The sequence below is a fragment of the Rheinheimera gaetbuli genome (genome assembly GCF_054781935.1).
The window spans coordinates 1-18,253 of the sequence record NZ_BAAGTL010000004.1; the positions used below are offsets into that span (position 1 = coordinate 1).

12 protein-coding genes are annotated in these 18,253 nt (G+C 48.5%); all 12 read left to right on the forward strand.

Annotated features, from left to right (window positions below; translation table 11 throughout):
- The coding region (locus ACYVIC_RS04250) for a non-ribosomal peptide synthetase (RefSeq protein WP_460857578.1) at positions 1–2,720 on the forward strand (2,720 nt) is incomplete at its 5' end.
- Positions 2,717–4,327: an MBL fold metallo-hydrolase gene (locus ACYVIC_RS04255; protein ID WP_460857580.1), complete on the forward strand. Its 1,611-nt coding sequence runs from the start codon at positions 2,717–2,719 to the stop codon at positions 4,325–4,327. The genes ACYVIC_RS04250 and ACYVIC_RS04255, both read left to right, overlap by 4 nt.
- 2 nt (positions 4,328–4,329) lie before the next feature.
- The gene (locus ACYVIC_RS04260; protein WP_460857582.1) at positions 4,330–5,229 is read left to right on the forward strand and encodes an ABC transporter ATP-binding protein; all 900 of its coding nucleotides are present in this window, start codon (positions 4,330–4,332) and stop codon (positions 5,227–5,229) included.
- Positions 5,223–5,996 carry a hypothetical protein gene (locus ACYVIC_RS04265; protein ID WP_460857584.1) on the forward strand — a complete coding sequence of 258 codons (774 nt, stop codon included), beginning with the start codon at positions 5,223–5,225 and terminating at the stop codon, positions 5,994–5,996. The genes ACYVIC_RS04260 and ACYVIC_RS04265 overlap by 7 nt, the downstream gene beginning before the upstream one ends.
- A gap of 17 nt (positions 5,997–6,013) precedes the next feature.
- Positions 6,014–10,813 carry an FkbM family methyltransferase gene (locus tag ACYVIC_RS04270; RefSeq protein ID WP_460857585.1) on the forward strand — a complete coding sequence of 1,600 codons (4,800 nt, stop codon included), beginning with the start codon at positions 6,014–6,016 and terminating at the stop codon, positions 10,811–10,813.
- A 45-nt stretch (positions 10,814–10,858) separates the two neighbouring features.
- Entirely contained in the window at positions 10,859–11,116 is a 258-nt protein-coding gene (locus ACYVIC_RS04275) for a superinfection immunity protein (RefSeq protein WP_460857587.1), read from the forward strand.
- A gap of 23 nt (positions 11,117–11,139) precedes the next feature.
- Positions 11,140–11,826, forward strand: coding sequence for a YIP1 family protein (locus ACYVIC_RS04280; protein ID WP_460857588.1), 687 nt, complete (start codon positions 11,140–11,142; stop codon positions 11,824–11,826).
- 2 nt (positions 11,827–11,828) lie between these two features.
- Positions 11,829–12,995 (forward strand): efflux RND transporter periplasmic adaptor subunit, encoded by a 1,167-nt coding sequence (locus ACYVIC_RS04285; protein ID WP_460857590.1) that lies wholly within the window; start codon positions 11,829–11,831, stop codon positions 12,993–12,995.
- Positions 12,996–12,997: 2 nt separating this feature from the next.
- Positions 12,998–13,717: an ABC transporter ATP-binding protein gene (locus tag ACYVIC_RS04290; RefSeq protein ID WP_460857591.1), complete on the forward strand. Its 720-nt coding sequence runs from the start codon at positions 12,998–13,000 to the stop codon at positions 13,715–13,717.
- Positions 13,710–14,948, forward strand: a complete 1,239-nt coding sequence (locus ACYVIC_RS04295; RefSeq protein WP_460857593.1) for an ABC transporter permease — start codon at positions 13,710–13,712, stop codon at positions 14,946–14,948. Before ACYVIC_RS04290 ends, ACYVIC_RS04295 begins: the two co-directional genes overlap by 8 nt.
- A complete protein-coding gene (locus ACYVIC_RS04300) occupies positions 14,948–15,748 on the forward strand; it encodes a thioesterase II family protein (RefSeq protein WP_460857595.1) in 801 nt (266 codons plus the stop codon). The genes ACYVIC_RS04295 and ACYVIC_RS04300 overlap by 1 nt, the downstream gene beginning before the upstream one ends.
- Positions 15,749–15,944: 196 nt before the next feature.
- Complete coding sequence (locus ACYVIC_RS04305; protein WP_460857597.1) at positions 15,945–18,080, forward strand: winged helix-turn-helix domain-containing protein; 2,136 nt, start codon at positions 15,945–15,947, stop codon at positions 18,078–18,080.
- The last annotated feature ends 173 nt before the right edge of the window (positions 18,081–18,253 follow it).

Below are 18,253 nucleotides of genomic sequence, written 5' to 3' on the forward strand. Positions count from 1 at the left end.
CGCGGATGGCAGAGCAGTTTGCGGTGTTTGCGCAAGCGCTTGTGCAGTCTCCGGCGTTGCCGCTGGGGCAGGCGCCGTTACTCAGCGCCCAGGAGCAGGCGCAGTTGGCGGCGTGGCAGGGTACGACAGCGGCGTACCCGCAGGGGTGCTTACATGAGTTGGTGGAGCAGCAGGCACAGGCGAGCCCGTCGGCAGTGGCACTGGTGCAAGGTGATACGCAGCTCAGTTATGCGCAGTTAAATGCGCAAGCCAACCGTTTGGCGCGTTATCTGCGCGCAGATCGCCAGGTACACAGTGAAACGCTGGTGGGTATTTGTATGCCGCGCAGCCCGCAGCAGATAGTGGCGATACTGGCGGTGCTCAAGGCAGGCGGTGCCTATGTGCCGCTGGACCCGGAGTATCCGCAGGAGCGTCTGGCGTTGATGCAGGCCGATGCTGAGCTTGGCACAGTGTTAACGCTACAAAATCAGGCGGCTGATTGGTTGCCACTGCACAGCCGTGTTGAACTGGACAGTGTGGCGGTGCAGGCCAGCCTGGCAGGTTATGCTGATGACAACCTGAGCCTGGTGTGTCAGCCAGAGCAACTGGCGTATGTGATATACACCTCAGGTTCAACCGGTACGCCCAAAGGCGTGATGGTAGAGCATCGTAATGTGGTGGCGTTGTGCCACTGGCATATAGCAGCGTTTAGTGTTGATAAGGACTCTGTCGCCACGCAAACCGCCAATATTGCCTTTGATGCGTCAGTTTGGGAAGTGTGGCCCTACTTGTTAGCCGGAGGCCGGATAGTGCAGCTGACCAGCGCAGAGGTGCTGGATACGCAAGCGCTGTGGCGTTGCCTGACAGAGCAGGACGTAACGCATTGTTTCCTGGTGACACCGCTGGCGGTGCAATTTATGCAGCACAGAGACGTTGTCTCAGGGCGGTTGCAATACCTGCTGGTTGGGGGGGATGTTCTGCCGATGCTGGATATACCGGCGTTACCCTTTGCCGTCATAAATAACTATGGTCCGACAGAATGCACGGTAGTTGCCACCTCGGGGCGTGTTGATTTGCAGGCAAAAAGCCATGCTATAGGTAAGCCGGTGAGTAATAGCTACGCCTATGTGCTGGACAGCCAACAGCAGCGAGTGCCGGTGGGAGTCAGTGGTGAGCTGTATGTAGGTGGCGCGGGTTTAGCGCGGGGTTATCTGAATAAAGGGGAGTTGACGGCAGAGCGCTTTATAGCCAACCCGTATTATGTGGCGGGTGAGGCTGGCAGCAGTGCACGGCTATACCGCACGGGCGATATGGTGCGCTGGCGTGAAGACGGCCAGCTGGAATATCTGGGCCGCAATGACTTCCAGGTGAAGGTGCGTGGCTACCGCATAGAGCTTGGCGAGATAGAAAGTGCGCTGCAATCGCAGGACGGGATAGCCGAAGCCTTGGTTCTGGCGCAGGACACGGCGGCGGGCAAGCAGTTGGTGGCGTACTACCGTGCAGAGCAGAGCGTGAGTGCGGATGTGTTGCGTCAGCGGCTGTCAGAGCGGTTACCGGAGTATATGGTCCCGGCGTACTGGATGGCGTTGGAGGTGTTTCCGCTGACGGCCAATGGCAAGGTAGACCGCAAGGCGTTGCCGCCGGTAGAGGCGCAGGCGGGAGAGTACGAGGCGCCGCAGGGCGAAACCGAGCAGGCCCTGGCGCAGTTGTGGCAGCAACTGCTGGGTGTCGGGCAAATCAGCCGGCATGCCAACTTCTTTATGCTCGGTGGCCATTCATTACTGATAATACGATTGCGTCAAGCGATCAAACAGCGCTGGCAGCAGGATGTCACGGTGCAGCAATTATTTGCTAATCCGCTGTTGACCCAGCAGGCATTTTTACTCAAGTCAGGTGTGCTGGCACAGCAACAGATTTGTCATCTGCTTAAAGATGGTGATGCAAAAAAGCCGGTGTTTATTGTTCACCCTGTGGGTGGCGATACACTGTGCTATCAGCAGCTAATGCAGGATTGGTCTTTACCCAATGCCGTGTTCGGTATTTGCCATCCTCTGGTTGCCGGCAGTGAGTTTACTGTGGCTGATGGTGACCTGAAAACACTGGCCAGTTTATACCTGCAACAGATCCGGGCAGTGCAAGCCGAAGGACCCTATCACATTCTGGGGTGGTCATTGGGAGGCGTTATCGCGTTGGAGATCGCTTCGCAACTGCACCGCGATGATGCTGCCGTGGCATATCTGGGGCTATTGGACAGCTACTGGCCACAGCCAGATCAGGTAACTCAGTCGCTACTGCAAGATTGGACGCCTGACTTATTCACGCCGGCTGACTGGCAGCTGTTTGATGAAGAACATCAGCTTGCCGAGCTGTGTCAGGCTACCGGGCTTAGTTTGGAACAACAACGGACAGTGGTCTGGTCGGGTGTTTATAACTTAAGCCACTATCAAGCCAATACGGCATCGCATGTTAGCAAGATCCAATATTTTTCGGCCGCCGGGCAAGGCGGTACCGATAATGATAAGGCTGCATGTCTTAGCCATTTACGTCAGATTTCCGGGCATTGCCAGGTTATCGAACTCAACGCAACCCATCACAACATAGTACATCAACCTAATACATCCATCATTAACGCCTGGATCCGCCGGGCGATGCAACAACCAAAAGAACTGCAAACCGGACCAAAAACTAAGCTAGAGCTTCGGTCGGTTGGCGAAATGGAAATACAAGGAGAAATCAAATGAACCAACAAGTCTATCTTCGTGCAAATGTCAAAGTTGAACCTCTATGGAACCAATGGTATGCCTGGCCGCTATTGCTGCAACCAGTCACAGCCGGCTGTATCACCGCGAAACTGCATTTGCGCATACTCGACTCTTATTTACAGGCGCCACACATTCATAAAGCGGCGTTGAAAAACCCGGCCATGCGTGGTGGGCCTTTTATGGATTACTCAGGTGGTATCGAAAAAGTGACCAATCTGGTTAATTTTACCCGCAGTAAAGTAGCTGACCTGATCGAAATATCGGCCGCTCTTACCGAGTTAAATACGTTGCTCACCGAAGAAGCGCAAGGTTATTCGATGGCGGAATTGTATCAGCGTATACCAGAACGGCTAAAAGGCTATGTTGAGTTGGGCTATGACCTTAACAACAACCCTTCTATCCGTTTGATAGAGCCATTACTTTATGCCAGTGAATATTACAAACCTGAGTTGCAGTCTGTTCAGTTATCTTTTATTCATGGAGATGACCGCTCTTTTGTACTCAGCACTCCCCGATTTCCGAACGACGACGAGCTGAACCTGCCGCTGCCGTTTAATGACCCTTTGGTGGACCGTTTATTCCGCATGAAATACGAGGCAGGTGCGCTAAGTATTTGTGATGAAATCGCTCAACGTTTCAAACTGGACAGTAACCAAACCGAATTGCTGTATTCATTCTTTACTACCCAGGCACCGGCAAAACCGGCTGCACTGCCGGAACAAGGCGTACGCATCCGCTATTTTGGCCATGCAACAGTGTTGCTGGAGACGCCGGACGTGACGATTATGACCGATCCGCTTATCAGCTATAAATTCCCAAATGCGTCAGAGCGTTACGACTATATGGACTTGCCGGAGCGCCTTGATTACGTGGTGCTTACGCACAGCCATCAGGACCACGTGATGTTTGAAACCTTGCTGCAGATCCGTCACAAAATAGGCACTATCGTGGTGCCAAAAAACAACGGCGGTACCCTGCAAGACCCCTCGCTACGCTTTGTGTTAAAAGCTGCTGGTTTTGACAACGTCATCGAAATGGATGAAATGGATGAGTTGTCACTGCCAAATGGCCGTATGGTAGGTCTGCCGTTCTTTGGTGAGCACGGCGACTTACATATCCGTTCAAAGCTGGCGTTCTTCTTTGAATTTTTTGGTAAGACAATACTGTGTGCTGCAGATTCAAACAACATTGAACCTAAGATGTACCAGCATTTACACCGAATGGTTGGCGATATTGATTATATCTTCATCGGCATGGAATCGTCGGGTGCTCCAATGTCCTGGTTGTATGGCCCGCTTTATCCGAAACCGCTAGACCGGAAAATGGATCAGTCGCGACGTCTGAACGGCTCTGACAGTGAGCGGGCGCGGGGTATTATCGAGCAGTTTTCTCCCAAGCAGGTTTTTCTGTATGCCATGGGCATGGAGCCCTGGTTAACCTACATCTCCAGCATTTCTTACGATGAACATTCTGGCCCCATCGTCGAATCTAATAACTTTATTCAGTTTTGTCATAGCCGGGGTATTCAGGCTGAGCGCCTAAATGGTTGCCGCGAAGTGATTATTGACGTGCAGAAGGAGTGCTAACCGTGTTTCATATCAAAAATATTGTTAAACACTATGTGCGTGGTAGCGACACTGTAAAAGCGGTGGACGATGTCAGTTTTGACATTCGTCCCGGCGAAATTCTCGCTTTTCTGGGGTTAAACGGTGCAGGAAAAACCACCGCCATCAAAATTATTGCCGGTTTGGTAGAAGCGGACTCCGGCAGTATTGAAACCGCACAGGGGCAGCAGGCCGGCGTTCTGCATGTCAGCGCTCTGCTTGATGGTCATCGCAATCTATACTCCCGTATGACCGCCAGAGAAAATCTGGAATATTTCGGTGTGCTGCGTGGTTTATCTATCAAAAAAGCCAAAAGCCGCGCCGAAGAGCTACTGACATTCTTTGGCTTGGCAGACAAGGCGGAAGTTTTTGCACAGAAACTGTCCCGGGGTATGCAACAGCGGCTAGCCGTATCGGTGGCCATGATGCAGGAACCTAAGTTGTTGCTGCTTGATGAACCGACACTGGGTATAGATTACGACAATACTCAACTCTTGATTTCGTCGCTACAGAAACTGAAAGCCGAGGGCGTGGCGATTTTATTTACTACGCACGAGCTGGCTATAGCGGAGCGATTGGCCGATCGGGTAGCCATTATACGTGATGGCAAAATTGTCGCTGACGATATCAATCCGAAGTCGCTACAGCAAGAAGCCTCACATCAGTATCAGTTGGTTGTTGAAGATAGCAAATGCCCGCAGTTACAAAGCGTCGCGCAGCGGCATGAGTTGCCTATTGCCGATAATTGCTTCAGTGCTATTGATCAACGTGTCCTGCCGGAACTACTGGCGGCAATTAATCCAGCCAATATCGTTAGCCTGACCAAACAACAACCTTCTTTTGAGCAAGTGTTTTTGAAACACGCAAGGAGCACAACATGTTGAGCTTATTCTGGATTGAGTTTATCCGTGCATGGAAACTATTTAAGCGTTATCCAATGGATGCTTTGGCAGCGATTTTTATGTTGCTGTTCTTGTTTTGTGGTTTGTTTTATGGCGCTGAATATCTTGCCAACGGTAAGAGCCAGTTTGGTGACCGGCTGGATACGACAGTCGTGATGTATGTCAACTGGATCCTGGTGATCGGTGTTTTCGCGGGTTTAAGCGGCGAAATACAGCGGGAGGCTGATACCGGCACATTAGAGCAACTCTTTATGGCCCGCTTAAAGATGCCTAACCTGGTGATGATTCGCGCTTTTGCCAATCTTGGCGTTAATTTTTTAATCACGATGTTAACGCTGGCAATAGTGGTAGTGGTGTCGGGGGTTAAGTTGAACTATCCGCTTATTGCTATCGTGCCGATCATGGCATCAGTGCTGACAGGTATCGGATTAGGCTTGATGACCGCGTCGATAACCTTGCTTGCTAAAAAAGCGATGGGCTTTATTGCAATACTGCAGCTGCTTCTTATCGTTGTTATGGTGCTGCCTTTTGATACCTGGTCTGAAACAGGTCAGGCGCTGGGTTATTTGTTACCGATAACCTCTTCTGCTGCACAGCTAAAGGTAATGATGGTGGGCAGCGTGACTTCACTGGGTATACCTCATCTTTACTCCATGCTTAGCGCTCTGATGTATTTGGTTGTTGGTTATTTAATGTTTAGCTCATCGGTGTTACGCGCCCGTCGGCTGGGCAATCTGGCGCAATATTAGGATAAGGAGTATCGGTTATGGCTTACGAAACATTTACTCAGACAGTTGGTGATCAGCTTTTTAGCGGGCACGCTGTTAACGAAAAAGTTGTTGTCCCCGGGGCATATTACCTGCAGCAAGCTTTTGGCAATAAAACTGGAGCTGCCCAGACACTGGAACAAATTGAATTTTTGCTGCCGTTATTTCAGTCTGAACTGGATGCGACAGCAGCAATACAGCTTGTACATGATCCTGTTACCAGACAGCAGCAGATAACGCACAAACAACAGGTTGTCGCCAGTTACAGATTGGGGGCTCCGGCCGAAGCGCTAGCAGCAAGCTGCTGGCAGTTAACGCCAGGCAAGCACACTGCAGCACAGGCTTATGATGCTCTGTGGCAGCTTGGTAACCAGTTTGCGGGTCACTACAAATTGTTAACTGATATGCGCAAGGATGGTTTGTCCGCCCAGTTTCATCTTAACGGACAGCAGCGTTTGCCGCTACATATTCTGGATGCCTGTTTGCATAGCGTTCTACTGGCAAGCGCAGAGCAAGCGAATACGGCTCAGGTATTGATGCGGATTGAAAAATGTCAGCTTAATGGCAAGCTAACGACCAACTTACAGGTACAGGTGGAGCTGTTACAACAAAGCGCCAGCCTGATAAAAGCTGATGTGCGGGCGATTGACACCGCCGGCAAGGTGGTGTTTCTCGCCAAAGGCGTACAGTTTTGTCCGTTGTCACAAGGTGTGCGTCGTTCTGCCTTGGTGCAGGGTAATTTTACTCTGGCACCGTTAGAAGAAATTAGCACTTATCTGGGAACAGCATTTAATTCACCTTATGAGGTGGAGGTTGAGAGCTACATTGACTGGCGACATGCTCTGGCCCGGCCAGCTGCTGAGACCGCGGTTTATGATAGTCGCGTGCTAATAGTACGACCGCAAGACCTGATCAAGCCTCAACCATTGGCTTTGGCATTGGCTGCGTCTATGGATACCAGTTACTTACCCAATGGCATGCAGCTGGCACAAGTTAATCAGTATGAAACGGATTATCTGTATCGGGAAATCTTTGTCGACAGATGCTACGGCCGCCATGGCATTGTGATTAATGACAATGATGTTGTTATTGACGTTGGTGCCAATATTGGCATGTTCTCGTTATATGCGCTGCAACAGGCTAACAATGTAAAGGTTTTTGCATTTGAACCATCGCCCAGGGTGGCTGATTGTCTGCGTGCTAATACGGTGGGGCGCGGTGACGTCGAAGTATTCTGTGCTGGCGTTGCAGAGCACAGCGGCGAAGCGATTTTCTCGTTTTATCCCAAAACGTCAGTATTCTCCAGCTTCTTTAGTGCTGCAGACGACGATCTTAAAACCTTGCGGGAAGTCATCGCCAACCAGGTGCGCAAAATGACGCAAAGTGATGATCCGGCGTTATTACATGGTTTAACCGAGTCAATGCTGCAGGACAGGTTGCAGCAGGAAGAAATCGCCTGCCCATTAATTAATCTATCTGAGTTTATGCGCACGCATGCCATCAACACAGTGGGATTACTAAAAATAGATGCTGAGAAAGCTGAGCTTGGTATTTTACGCAGCCTCAGTGCAGAAGACTTTTCCCGCGTCAGACAAATTTGTCTCGAAGTGCATGACCCAGTCGGTGACAAGTTAGAAGAAGCCTTGGCGATACTGGCGTGTCATGGTTTTAATGTCGAGTACGAAGAGGAAACTGCACTGTCCAATACCGGTCTGTATACGGTAACAGCGAAACGGCATCAGGCAGTTGCCGCTATCCCGTTAACCTATGAACATTATGGCATGCAGCTGGATATCGGGGGCTTGCGCCAGGCTTTGTTGCAATATAACAGTCAAAGCCGGCAACAGTTGCATCTGGTAATGGCCCCGTCAGCCGATCCCAGTTATCACTCTATCACTACAGCTATACAGGCTGAATTACCCGGCTGGTTACACCAACTGCCAACTGTGCGGCTTTTGGCACTGGCCGACCAGACTGTAAGCACTGCTGCGTTGTTTAGCGAAACGCTGCCGGATGAGGCTGATATTCCATATAGTGCGCTTTGGTATGGCTTACTGGGCAGAGGAGTGTTTCATCAGCTACTGTGCATTGATAAAACACCGCACAAACTTATCGTCGTAGACGCCGATAATACATTGTGGGGCGGCGTGGTAGCTGAGCAGGGTACTCAGGGTATTACGTTGTCGTCACAGTATCTGAATTTTCAAAAATTCCTGCTCGAGCAGTATCAAAAAGGCGTACTGCTGGCGTTATGCAGCAAAAATATTGCCAGTGATGTGATGCAGGTTTTTCAGGACCGGCCAGATATGCTGCTGAAACCAGAGCATTTTATTGCTATCAGCGCTAATTGGCAGGCGAAATCGGCCAATATTTATAAACTTGCCAGCCAGCTTTCTATCGGGCTGGATACAGTCATTTTTATCGACGACAACCCTGCCGAGCTGGCAGAAGTTACAGGTACGTTGCCTCAGGTTCTTGTGCTTCAATTCACAGAGCAAGAACAGCAACTGGCGACGATGATGAATCACTGGGCATTTACCACAGGCAAGGCTACTGAAGAAGATCTGCAGCGTTCAAAACGGTATCTGGCAAACCAGCAGCGTGATGCAGAACTACAACAATGCCAGTCTTATGAGGCGTTTCTGGCCAGCTTGCAATTAGAGCTTGAAATTAGCTTATTGCAAGAGCCACAGCTTGCCAGGGTTGCGCAGTTAACAGAGCGCACCAACCAATTTAATGCCACCAAACAGCTTATTACCGAACAAGGTTTAGCTGCGATGCTGGTTGATCCAGCCAGGCAGTGTCTGACCTTGCAGGTGAAAGATAAATATGGCGACTATGGCCTGGTGGGCGCTGCTGTGTGCACCTTAGACGCCGATCAGCTTGTGGTGGATAATTTGCTGCTTAGTTGCCGTGCGTTGGGCAAAGGTATTGAGCACCGATTCCTGGCATCTGTAGCACAATGGGGTCTCGGCCACGGCAAATCGAGTGTTGTGCTGCAATGGCGCGAATTACCGCGTAACTTACCACTAAGAAATTTTTATGCCAAATTGGCCGACAAGGTATCTATAAGTGATGGTCTGTTTCAGGCAGAAATAAATACCGCTGAACTTAGCCAATTGACCTATTCGCCAGAGCCGTCTCAAGCTGTGGCAGCTGTAAACAGTGCCGCAAGTGCCGGCCTGGGTCTGAAGTATATTGATAATTGCTATGCAAAAGTGGCCGATATCACAAAGCTTGTTCAGCAAGTATGGCCTGAGCATGATGTAACGGCAATGCAGCTTGCAGATGCCGATGCACTTGAACTTAAAATTGCGAAGATTTGGTTTAAAGTGTTGGGCAAACCCGTCGACGGCCTTGACCATGACTTTTTTATTCAGGGTGGAAACTCGTTACGTCTGGTTCGTGTGCTGGGGATCATTTATTCAGAGTTCGGTGTCCGGCTCAGTTTGTCTGACGCCTTTGAACACAAGCGTACCGTCAGACAGCAGGCGGCTTTTATCCGCGCAAAAATAGCTTTTGCCGAGACAGATGACAATGTAGATGCCGCAGTGTCTGCGCCGGCATCCCGGCAGCTGAGTGAAAACCAGCTGGGTATTTACTTTTCGCAACTACTAAATCCAGCGACCACGGCATACAACGTACCTTTGAGTTTGGAGATCACTAAGTTTGTCAGTGTCGCCGACATTGCTGCGGCAGCGCTGGAGCTTGGTATCCGGCATCCGGTTTTACGTCGCGGTTATCGTCAACAAGGTCGGCAGACCGATATTGTTGAGTTGGAGCATTGGCTGGATATTCAGCATACAAAACTGCCGCACCTGGATGATACCAGCCGTGCCGAACAGCTGAAAAAGCTGGCCGACCAGCCTATAAAGTTAATTGGGCCAGTGGTTAAGCTGCACATATTGGAAACAGAGCAAGGCTATACGCTGTTGTTTGTGTTGCATCATTTGTACTGCGACTTAGCAAGTATGGAGATTTTCCTGGAAAGCTTCCTCGGCACACTCAATGGCAAAGCGCACACTGTAGCAACGACAACAGCGTTGTCAGCCGTGAATGAAGATTTCAGCGCGGCCGCCAAATCGTTCTGGGCGCAGCAATTGCAGGCGGTTAAGCCGCTGGCATTACCCGTTACGGTTAACAACGCCCATCAGCAATTACGCGGAGATGGGCTGACATTGTTGCTGGATCAGGCGCAGAGCAATGCTCTGGAGCAACAAATTAATGCCAGTGGAGCAAGCAGTTTTGTTTACCTGTTCGGTTGTTATTACCGTTACCTGCAACATGTAACCCAAGAGCAGGATTTCGCCGTTGGCGTGCCGGTTTGTCTGCGAGACAGTGCACAGCAACATCAGATAGGCAACTTTGTAAACCTGTTGCCGATCCGGGTGAGTGCTACCTCGCAGCAGGACAGTTGGGTTAAAGCGACAGAGAAAGCTTTGCTGAACGCGCTGGAATTTAAAGCCTATCCCTACCGCCGCATGGTTAAAGATTCCGCTGTGAAAACAGACACCGGACGTGCGGCGTTAACCCAAACCACCTTTGCATATCATGAACCCTTGCTGGTGCCTGCGGCTTCGGCCTGGTTCGGTGCGGGTTGTACAGACAGGCTTCACTGGCAGGGACAGCCTGTCACACTGCATGGGCAAATACAGCAATGTGGTCAGACAGATATTGCTGTGGAAATGCTCCGCTGCAATGGCCGGTTTGGCATCAATGTGAAGTTTGATAGCCATTTGCTTTCAGCCGACTATGCCAAAGTATTTTTACAGGGCTTTATTAATTTTATTTTTAAATAATTATTTGAGGGATTGACGATGGACATAACACAACAGTTTGATTTTTTGATGTCGCAGCTTGCTAGTATGAATCTGATTCAGGCGGTGGCATTTACTTTGTTCTTTTTATTTGTTTGGTTTTTTCCAACCGTGGTTGCTTTGTTTTTAAACAGACGCAACCTGAAAGTGATTTTTGTAGCGAATGTGCCGGCAGTTATTTCCTGGATTGTATGGTTTGGCCTGCTGGGCTGGGCGGCAACCGGAAGGCTTACCAGCAAAGCCGCTGAACAAATAAAAGTTGCTGATAATGATATCAAGCAATAGATATGTCTATTAGGAGCGCTGACATGAGCTTACTACATTCATTATTTGATGTTTTTGTATCGCCAACATCTCTGTTTGGACGGATTAAATATGGCGAAAGGTGGGGTGGCTGGATTTTTGCCATCCTTGCGCTGGCGATATTTACGTTGTATTGCAGTTTCTACAGCACGGTGGATAGTGAATGGTTGGTACAAAGGCAACTGGCAGAAATACAAGACCTGCCAGCCAGTCAGAGAGAAGAATTCGGCCAGATATTCCGCAATCTTTCTGGCTATGCCGGCTATGTTGCTAGCGCTATGTCGTTGATATTCATGTTGTTGGCGGTGTCTGTACTGAGCTTTTATTACATGTACATGGATCAGTCCACAGAGAAGAAAAGTTATGAACAGTGGTTTACGTTCACCTTGTGGACGCAGACCCCTGTCATTATTTCGACGCTAATATTTCTAATTATGTTGTTTACTATTCCGGCACAGGATTTTAGGCCAGAATTAATACATTATGCCTCTTTGAGCCAATTACTCAGTATTCCCTCTGAGCAACATTATTGGTATTCGCTTGGTAACTCTTTAAATATTTTTTATTTGTGGAACATCTTTCTTGCGACTGTCGGTATCAAAATATGGACAGACACTACTTTCACTAAAGCCGCACTCATCGCAGTAACACCTTATGCTGTCTATGTTGTGGCGAAAATAATGATGGCCTAGATATGAAAAAGATAATCATATTCTTAATTTTGGTTGTAACAGTCGGTGTAAGTGTAGGCTTTCAAAAAGCCGGATCTGCCTCAGCGCTTGAGGTGAATACCGCTGTTGTATCTGCTCGCAATATAGAGAGCTCAATCCTGGCGTCCGGTAACGTGATTTATGATCGTGAAGTCAGTATTCGATCTGAAGTAACTGGCAGAGTGTCTGAAGTGTTGGTTGAAGAAGGGGATAGTGTGCGCCAGGGCGATGTATTGGCCAAGTTAGATGACAGCTCCTTTGTTGCCCGGCTGGAGCGGATGACCGCGGATCTCAATCTGCAGGAAATAGAATTGCGCAAGGCTCAAGAAGAGTTTGAAAGAGCTGAGCAGCAGCTGAATCGACAGAAGCAACTAAAAAGTCGGGGCTTAGTGTCACAAGATGCCTTGGAGGAGCTGCAGAAAGAGTTAAATATTGCCAAGCTGAGTATCGAATCTACAGAGGCGTCGCTTGTTGGCGGTGAGGCACTGTTGCAGGAAGCCCGGCAGGAGCTGGCCAAAAGCGTATTTGTTGCACCGATGGACGGCCTGGTCGTGAATGTCAGTATCAAAGTAGGTGAAACGGTTGTTGCCGGTACTACTAATATTATTGGTTCAGAACTGATGACGGTGGCCGATCCGGCGTCAATGAAAGCCAGCCTACGGGTAGACGAAGCAGATATTGCAAATGTTGAGCTAGGTCAGCGAGTTAACATCTACGCAGCAGCAGATCAAGAGCAACGGATCTCAGGTACAGTGTCAAAAATCGGTGTGCGCGCAGCTGCTGCAAATACCACTTCAAATGCGGGTTTGGTTGTCATGATTAAGGTCGACCTGGCCGGCGATATACAACATCTGCGCTCGGGCATGAGTTGTCGTGCTGAAATTGTTGAACAGCAGATTGACACTGCCGTTGTTGTACCGGTTTCAGCCATAGCTACTCAGAGCGAGCAGCAGCCTTTTCTGTGGGTGATTGAACAGGGTAAAGCCAGGCGTCAATTAGTTGAGCTGGGTCTGGCAACGGATACTGAACAACAGATATTGGCAGGCGTGAGCGCGGGGCAGCAGGTTATTACCGGGCCAAGCAGGACAACATCCTTGCTGCGGGAAGGCACTGCGGTGCAAAGCATGCAAACCACAAGCGGGGGGAGTTAATCATGCAAAGTGCCGTCTTACAATTAACCGACGTGCGCAAAGTGTATAAGTTTGAAGATGGCGAGCATGTAGCGTTAAAGCAGTTAAATTTGACTATCTACAAAAACAGCTACAACGCCATTACCGGGCCGTCTGGTTCGGGCAAGTCGACCTTGATGAATATTCTGGGGTGTCTGGACAGACCCAGCGGCGGCGAATATCTGCTAAACGGACAGAATGTGACGCAAATGTCGGAAACGCAGTTGTCGATGGTTCGCAATCGGGAGGTCGGCTTTGTATTTCAGAATTACAATTTGCTGCCACGCGCCAGTGTTTTGGACAATGTGATGCAGCCTTTGAAGTACAGGGTTATGTCACAGCGGCAACGGGTAGAAATGGCAATGCATCAGTTGCAACGTGTTGGCCTGGCACATAAAGCGAAATCTGTACCAAACCAGTTATCAGGCGGTCAAAGACAGCGGGTGGCTGTTGCCCGGGCTTTGGTGACGGCACCTGCGATACTGCTGGGCGACGAGCCTACCGGTAATCTGGATAGCGTAACGACCTGGGAAATTATGGCGTTATTTGATGAATTACATGCAGAAGGTAACACCATAGTACTGGTGACGCATGAAAGCGATATTGCCGCCCATTGCCAGCGCCGCATTTGCATAGTTGACGGTGCAATTGATTCTGATATTTCCGTCGCTATCCCGTCAATTGGAGCAGCAGTAAATGCGTGAATTGATCAATGAAATAGTGCAATCGGCAAAAGCGGCGGTAAAGTCGGTGCTGTGTCACAAGCTACGCAGTCTGCTAACTATATTGGGAATAGTGATCGGTATTGCGTCTGTCATCATAGTAATTTCGGTTACTCATGCGCTCGGAGAAGTAATTAACGCGCAATTAAAAGACTTTGCCAGTGATATGGTGACCTTGCAAGCCAAAACACCGGAAGATAAAAAGCAGCTGGGCATCAATAGCCAGCTGTCATACGACGACTATCTGTATTTAGAAAGCCGCAGCCAGCTGGTGCAGGACATGTCACCATCAGTGATGCTGATGGAATCAACGCCCCGGATGTTGTATCGGCGTAACACTGCCACATCGAGCCTTATCGGTGCGACCAGCCTGTATCAAAGCGTTGTCAATGTGTACCCGCAGTATGGCCGCTTTATTAACCCAAGTGATGATCAGCAACGCCGGCGTGTGGTATTTATCGGCCGCACTGTGGCAAAAAACCTGGCGATGGTAGACGACCCGGTAGGTGAATATCTGCAAATTAACTCTGACTGGTTCAAAGTAATAGGCGTAGGTGAGCCCAGAGGTTCTATGTTCGGCATAGATCAGGACAACTACATTCTGATACCGGTAAGCACGATGCGCTCGATGTTTGGTGCTGACATTACCAATAATATTTCGGTGTTGTTCCGGCCTAAAGCCGGCGTGCATATTGATGCCGTCACTCAGGAACTGACCAGCTTATTAAGGGCCAGACTGAACCTTAAAGCCGAAGAAGCGAATAGCTTTGAATTTATCACGGCTGAAAAACTGAAATCGCAGTTTGACAGTATTTTGTCTGTCGTATTTGCCGTCACTGGTGGATTAGTGGGGGTTAGTCTTATCGTTGGTGGCATTGGCGTAATGAACATTATGCTGGTATCTGTTACTGAAAGAACCAAAGAGATAGGGATCTTGAAATCGTTAGGGGCTACACCTCGCTGCATTATGATCCAGTTTTTGTGCGAATCAGTTCTACTGTCTTTGGTTGGCGGTGTAGTGGGATTAGCCATAGGTGCAATGTTTGCAGAATTGTTCTCGGCGTTTTTGCCCGTGCCGCTGGAAGAGCTGGTTCCGGTATGGGCTATTTGGTTGTCGATCGTATTTACATCTTCGATTGGTATATTTTTTGGTTTAGCCCCGGCAGTCAAGGCCTCCCGTTTAGACCCTATAGATGCATTGAGGTATGAGTAATGAAAACAGATAGCACAGCGAACTGGCTGGGAGCCAATTTTAAACCTGAGAAAGGTAAAGTATTGTTATTTTGTTTTCCTTATGCCGGAGGTGGAAGTCAGTTCTATGCAAAATGGCACAGCTTACTTGAACCCAAGGTGCAAGTTTGCCCGGTTTTTCTGCCCGGAAGAGAGCGGCGTATTCGTGAGCCTTTGCGTAGTGACATGATGGCGTTAATAGATGAGTTGGTCGAACAGATTGCGCCTTTTACCGGACAGCCTTATGCATTGTTCGGCCACAGTATGGGGGCGCTGATCAGCTACTTGTTAACTTGTAAACTGATTCAAAAAGGCTTTGCCGCGCCACAGCATCTGTTTGTTTCTGGCAGAGGCTATATATCGGCAGAGTTTATGCGGTCAAAAGTGAAAGCGCAGGGCTTTGAAAAATATCTTGAATCGATATTAGGTATGAGTAGCCAAACTGAACAAGTATTAAACAATGACGCCCTGCGCAAGTTGTTTTTGCCTATCTTTCGGGCAGATGTGCAACTTTGCGCTGATTGGCAAGATGAAAGTGTAAGCCCTATTCCGTCGCCAATTACTGTTTTTTATGGAGATGTTGATACCAGCGTCACTAAAAATTCTTTGCTCGCCTGGCAACAGAGAACCAATAAAGCCTTTAACATGAAAATGTTGCCAGGAGAACATCTCTTTGTTTTACAACAATCAGGTCCTATTACAAAAGAAATAGCGATAGCGCTTGAAAATTACTGTGATGAATTTCAATATCAACTTAGCCCTGGATTTAAAACCGCAAGCTGACATCATGACAAAGACAACGTTATTTTAATTCCCTATAACGTCATTATTTGTTAATAATATATTTTTTGTGGTTAATTTGGGAAATAATTATAGGGAGGGTTGGCTTGGCGTAATTTACAGTTATTTAATATACCCCTTGTTCTGTAATATTTTACAGGACATAATGCCTTTAAATTCGAATAACTATTCTGAGCTTATGTCCAAGGTTAACCTGGGTAAGTTTATTTTTGATACCAGCAGCCATGTTTTGTATCAAGGTGAAAAAGAGCTGGAAGCAGAGCCTAAAGTTCTGGAAGTTTTGGCTTATCTGCACTCACACCGTGATCGGTATATTAGTTTGCAAGAGTTACACGAAAAAGTGTGGGTAGGGCGGGTAGTTAGCGATACTGCTGTCAGGGGGACGATTAAAAAACTCCGGACTTTACTTGATGATAGCGACATTACCGAGCCTGAATACATTAAGTCGCAATCAAAGCGCGGTTATAAGCTAATTTGTAGTGTTAGCGCACTGATGCCCGGGGTTGCAACAGGCAGTACTCATAACCCGGCTGAGCCAGAATCTGGCATTTGGGATCTGACCGGTGGTTATGCCGATGTTATAGTTCAGCCTGTCAAGGCACCTGCCCGCTCGTTTCGCCTGTCTGTCCTGACTATAGCATTGTTGTGTGGCGCGACATTGGCTGGCCTTGGCCTGCTGTGGCAGCAAAAAGTTTCTGTGGCAGAAGTTTTCGATAATACCCCGCAGATTGCAGAAGTCATACCTACTGTAGGGGGAGAAAAGCGTAGCTTGGCGCTGTCGCCTGATGGTGCGCATTTGGCGTTTATCGGTCGTAAAAACCTAAGCGAGCCCTGGCAAATTTATCTGATGCAGCGCCACACCCGTGAGCTTAGATCAATACCTGTGGCTATATCACAGCCATCTAAGCTTTTTTTTGACGGTAACCACGCACTTTTCGTTATTAATCAAAAGTTGGGCAATTCTTCAATTTATCGGTTGACGCTCGATAGTAGCCCCCAGCCTGCTACTGAGCCGGTATTAAGTTTTCCAATGATTGCCCATATGAGTCCTGGTCAGCAAGGTGATGATTGGCTGATTAATGCTGTTGAAGAGGGGCACAGCACGGTTATGTTGTATTCTTGGAATGCCAGCGCGAATATACTACAACGTATCCAGGCCCGGAACAGTGCGGTTGATCACATTTATCTGTCGGTATACTCACCAGCGAAAACCCTGCTGGCAAGTGTGGTGTTAAATGGCCTTGAGCACTGGCTTGAGATCCAGGATGTGCAGTCAAAACGTGTTATCTACTCCAAGCCCACTGATGGTTTGGTTGATAAATTAGATTGGCTGGACGAAGGGGCTCTGATTGAATTGGGAGTAAAGGGGTTGAATTTCATTCAGCTGTCGTCTGTCAGTCAGCAGTTGCTGTCAGAGGATAGCGAGGAAAAGATTACCGATTTCTCGATCTCTAAGGATAGAAAGCAGCTGTTCGTCTTGCGCAATGCCTACAGCACAGAAGAAGAGTTTAGCGAAATTGAACTGGCCACTAGCCAACCAACAGGCCGTATTATTAATACCTTCAGCGGTATGCGTTCAATAAATTATACTGGTCAGGATCACGTATTTTTCGCTACGGTAAAGCAGCAGGAACAGCGCTTGTTAGTGAAGTACGATCAGGCAAACGGTAGTAAGAAAACGCTTTTCAGTACAGATCAAAGACTCGAGTTGCTTGAGCATCATCCAGAAAAGGATGCCTTACTGCTGCAGGTAGGGCAGCAATTGGTGGTAGTTAGTGTGCAAACTGGCTCAGTAGAGGTGGTGTCATCGTCGCAGAGTTATCTTGATGCTCACGCCGCCTTTTCGCAGGATGGTAAGAGAGTGTTCTTTGGCCAGTTAGTTGCCGGAGCATGGGAACTGCATCAGTTTGACCGCAGTACACAGCTAAGTAAGCGGGTGGTATCGGGTTATCGTTCATTAAGACAAACGGCGGATGGTTATGTCGCTGCCAATGTAAAAGGCCAGCTATTTGTTTTAGATGCCGGCTTTAATCTGGTGAAACAGCTTAGCCATAGTATTAATACTGAGTTTATCGGTCGTTGGTACGTTAGAGGGCAGCGCGTGATATGGACTGATTTTGATTTTGCCACAACCTGGCTTAAACAGTTGGACTTAAAAAGCGAGGAATTTAAGCAAGTAAGTTTTCCATTTGAAAAAATGCGCCCCCGTTTTGCTGTAAATCATGAGGGCAACCGGGCCATTTTTTATAGCCAAGGTACCCGGATTAGTAATCTAAGTGTCATTGAACTGGCCAACCTGAGCCTGCCGCAATAGTTATAGTCAGAAAACAGCGTTACTTTTCATTGCCGTTTTATCACTTTGCCGATTTCGAACGGCAACAATGCGGTATGACGGCCGTTATTTAGCAACAGGCTAAAACCGATATTCTTCCTTCAGCTCAGCTGTAAATCTGCAACACACATCAGCGGTGTCTGGCGTAAAAGCCT

Coding starts and splice junctions, on each gene's coding strand:
- ACYVIC_RS04255 (WP_460857580.1), top strand. CDS start 2,717: ATGAACCAACAAGTCTATCTTCGTGCAAATGTCAAAGTTGAACCTCTA.
- ACYVIC_RS04265 (WP_460857584.1), top strand. CDS start 5,223: ATGTTGAGCTTATTCTGGATTGAGTTTATCCGTGCATGGAAACTATTT.
- ACYVIC_RS04270 (WP_460857585.1), top strand. CDS start 6,014: ATGGCTTACGAAACATTTACTCAGACAGTTGGTGATCAGCTTTTTAGC.
- ACYVIC_RS04280 (WP_460857588.1), top strand. CDS start 11,140: ATGAGCTTACTACATTCATTATTTGATGTTTTTGTATCGCCAACATCT.
- ACYVIC_RS04285 (WP_460857590.1), top strand. CDS start 11,829: ATGAAAAAGATAATCATATTCTTAATTTTGGTTGTAACAGTCGGTGTA.
- ACYVIC_RS04290 (WP_460857591.1), top strand. CDS start 12,998: ATGCAAAGTGCCGTCTTACAATTAACCGACGTGCGCAAAGTGTATAAG.
- ACYVIC_RS04295 (WP_460857593.1), top strand. CDS start 13,710: ATGCGTGAATTGATCAATGAAATAGTGCAATCGGCAAAAGCGGCGGTA.
- ACYVIC_RS04300 (WP_460857595.1), top strand. CDS start 14,948: ATGAAAACAGATAGCACAGCGAACTGGCTGGGAGCCAATTTTAAACCT.
- ACYVIC_RS04305 (WP_460857597.1), top strand. CDS start 15,945: ATGTCCAAGGTTAACCTGGGTAAGTTTATTTTTGATACCAGCAGCCAT.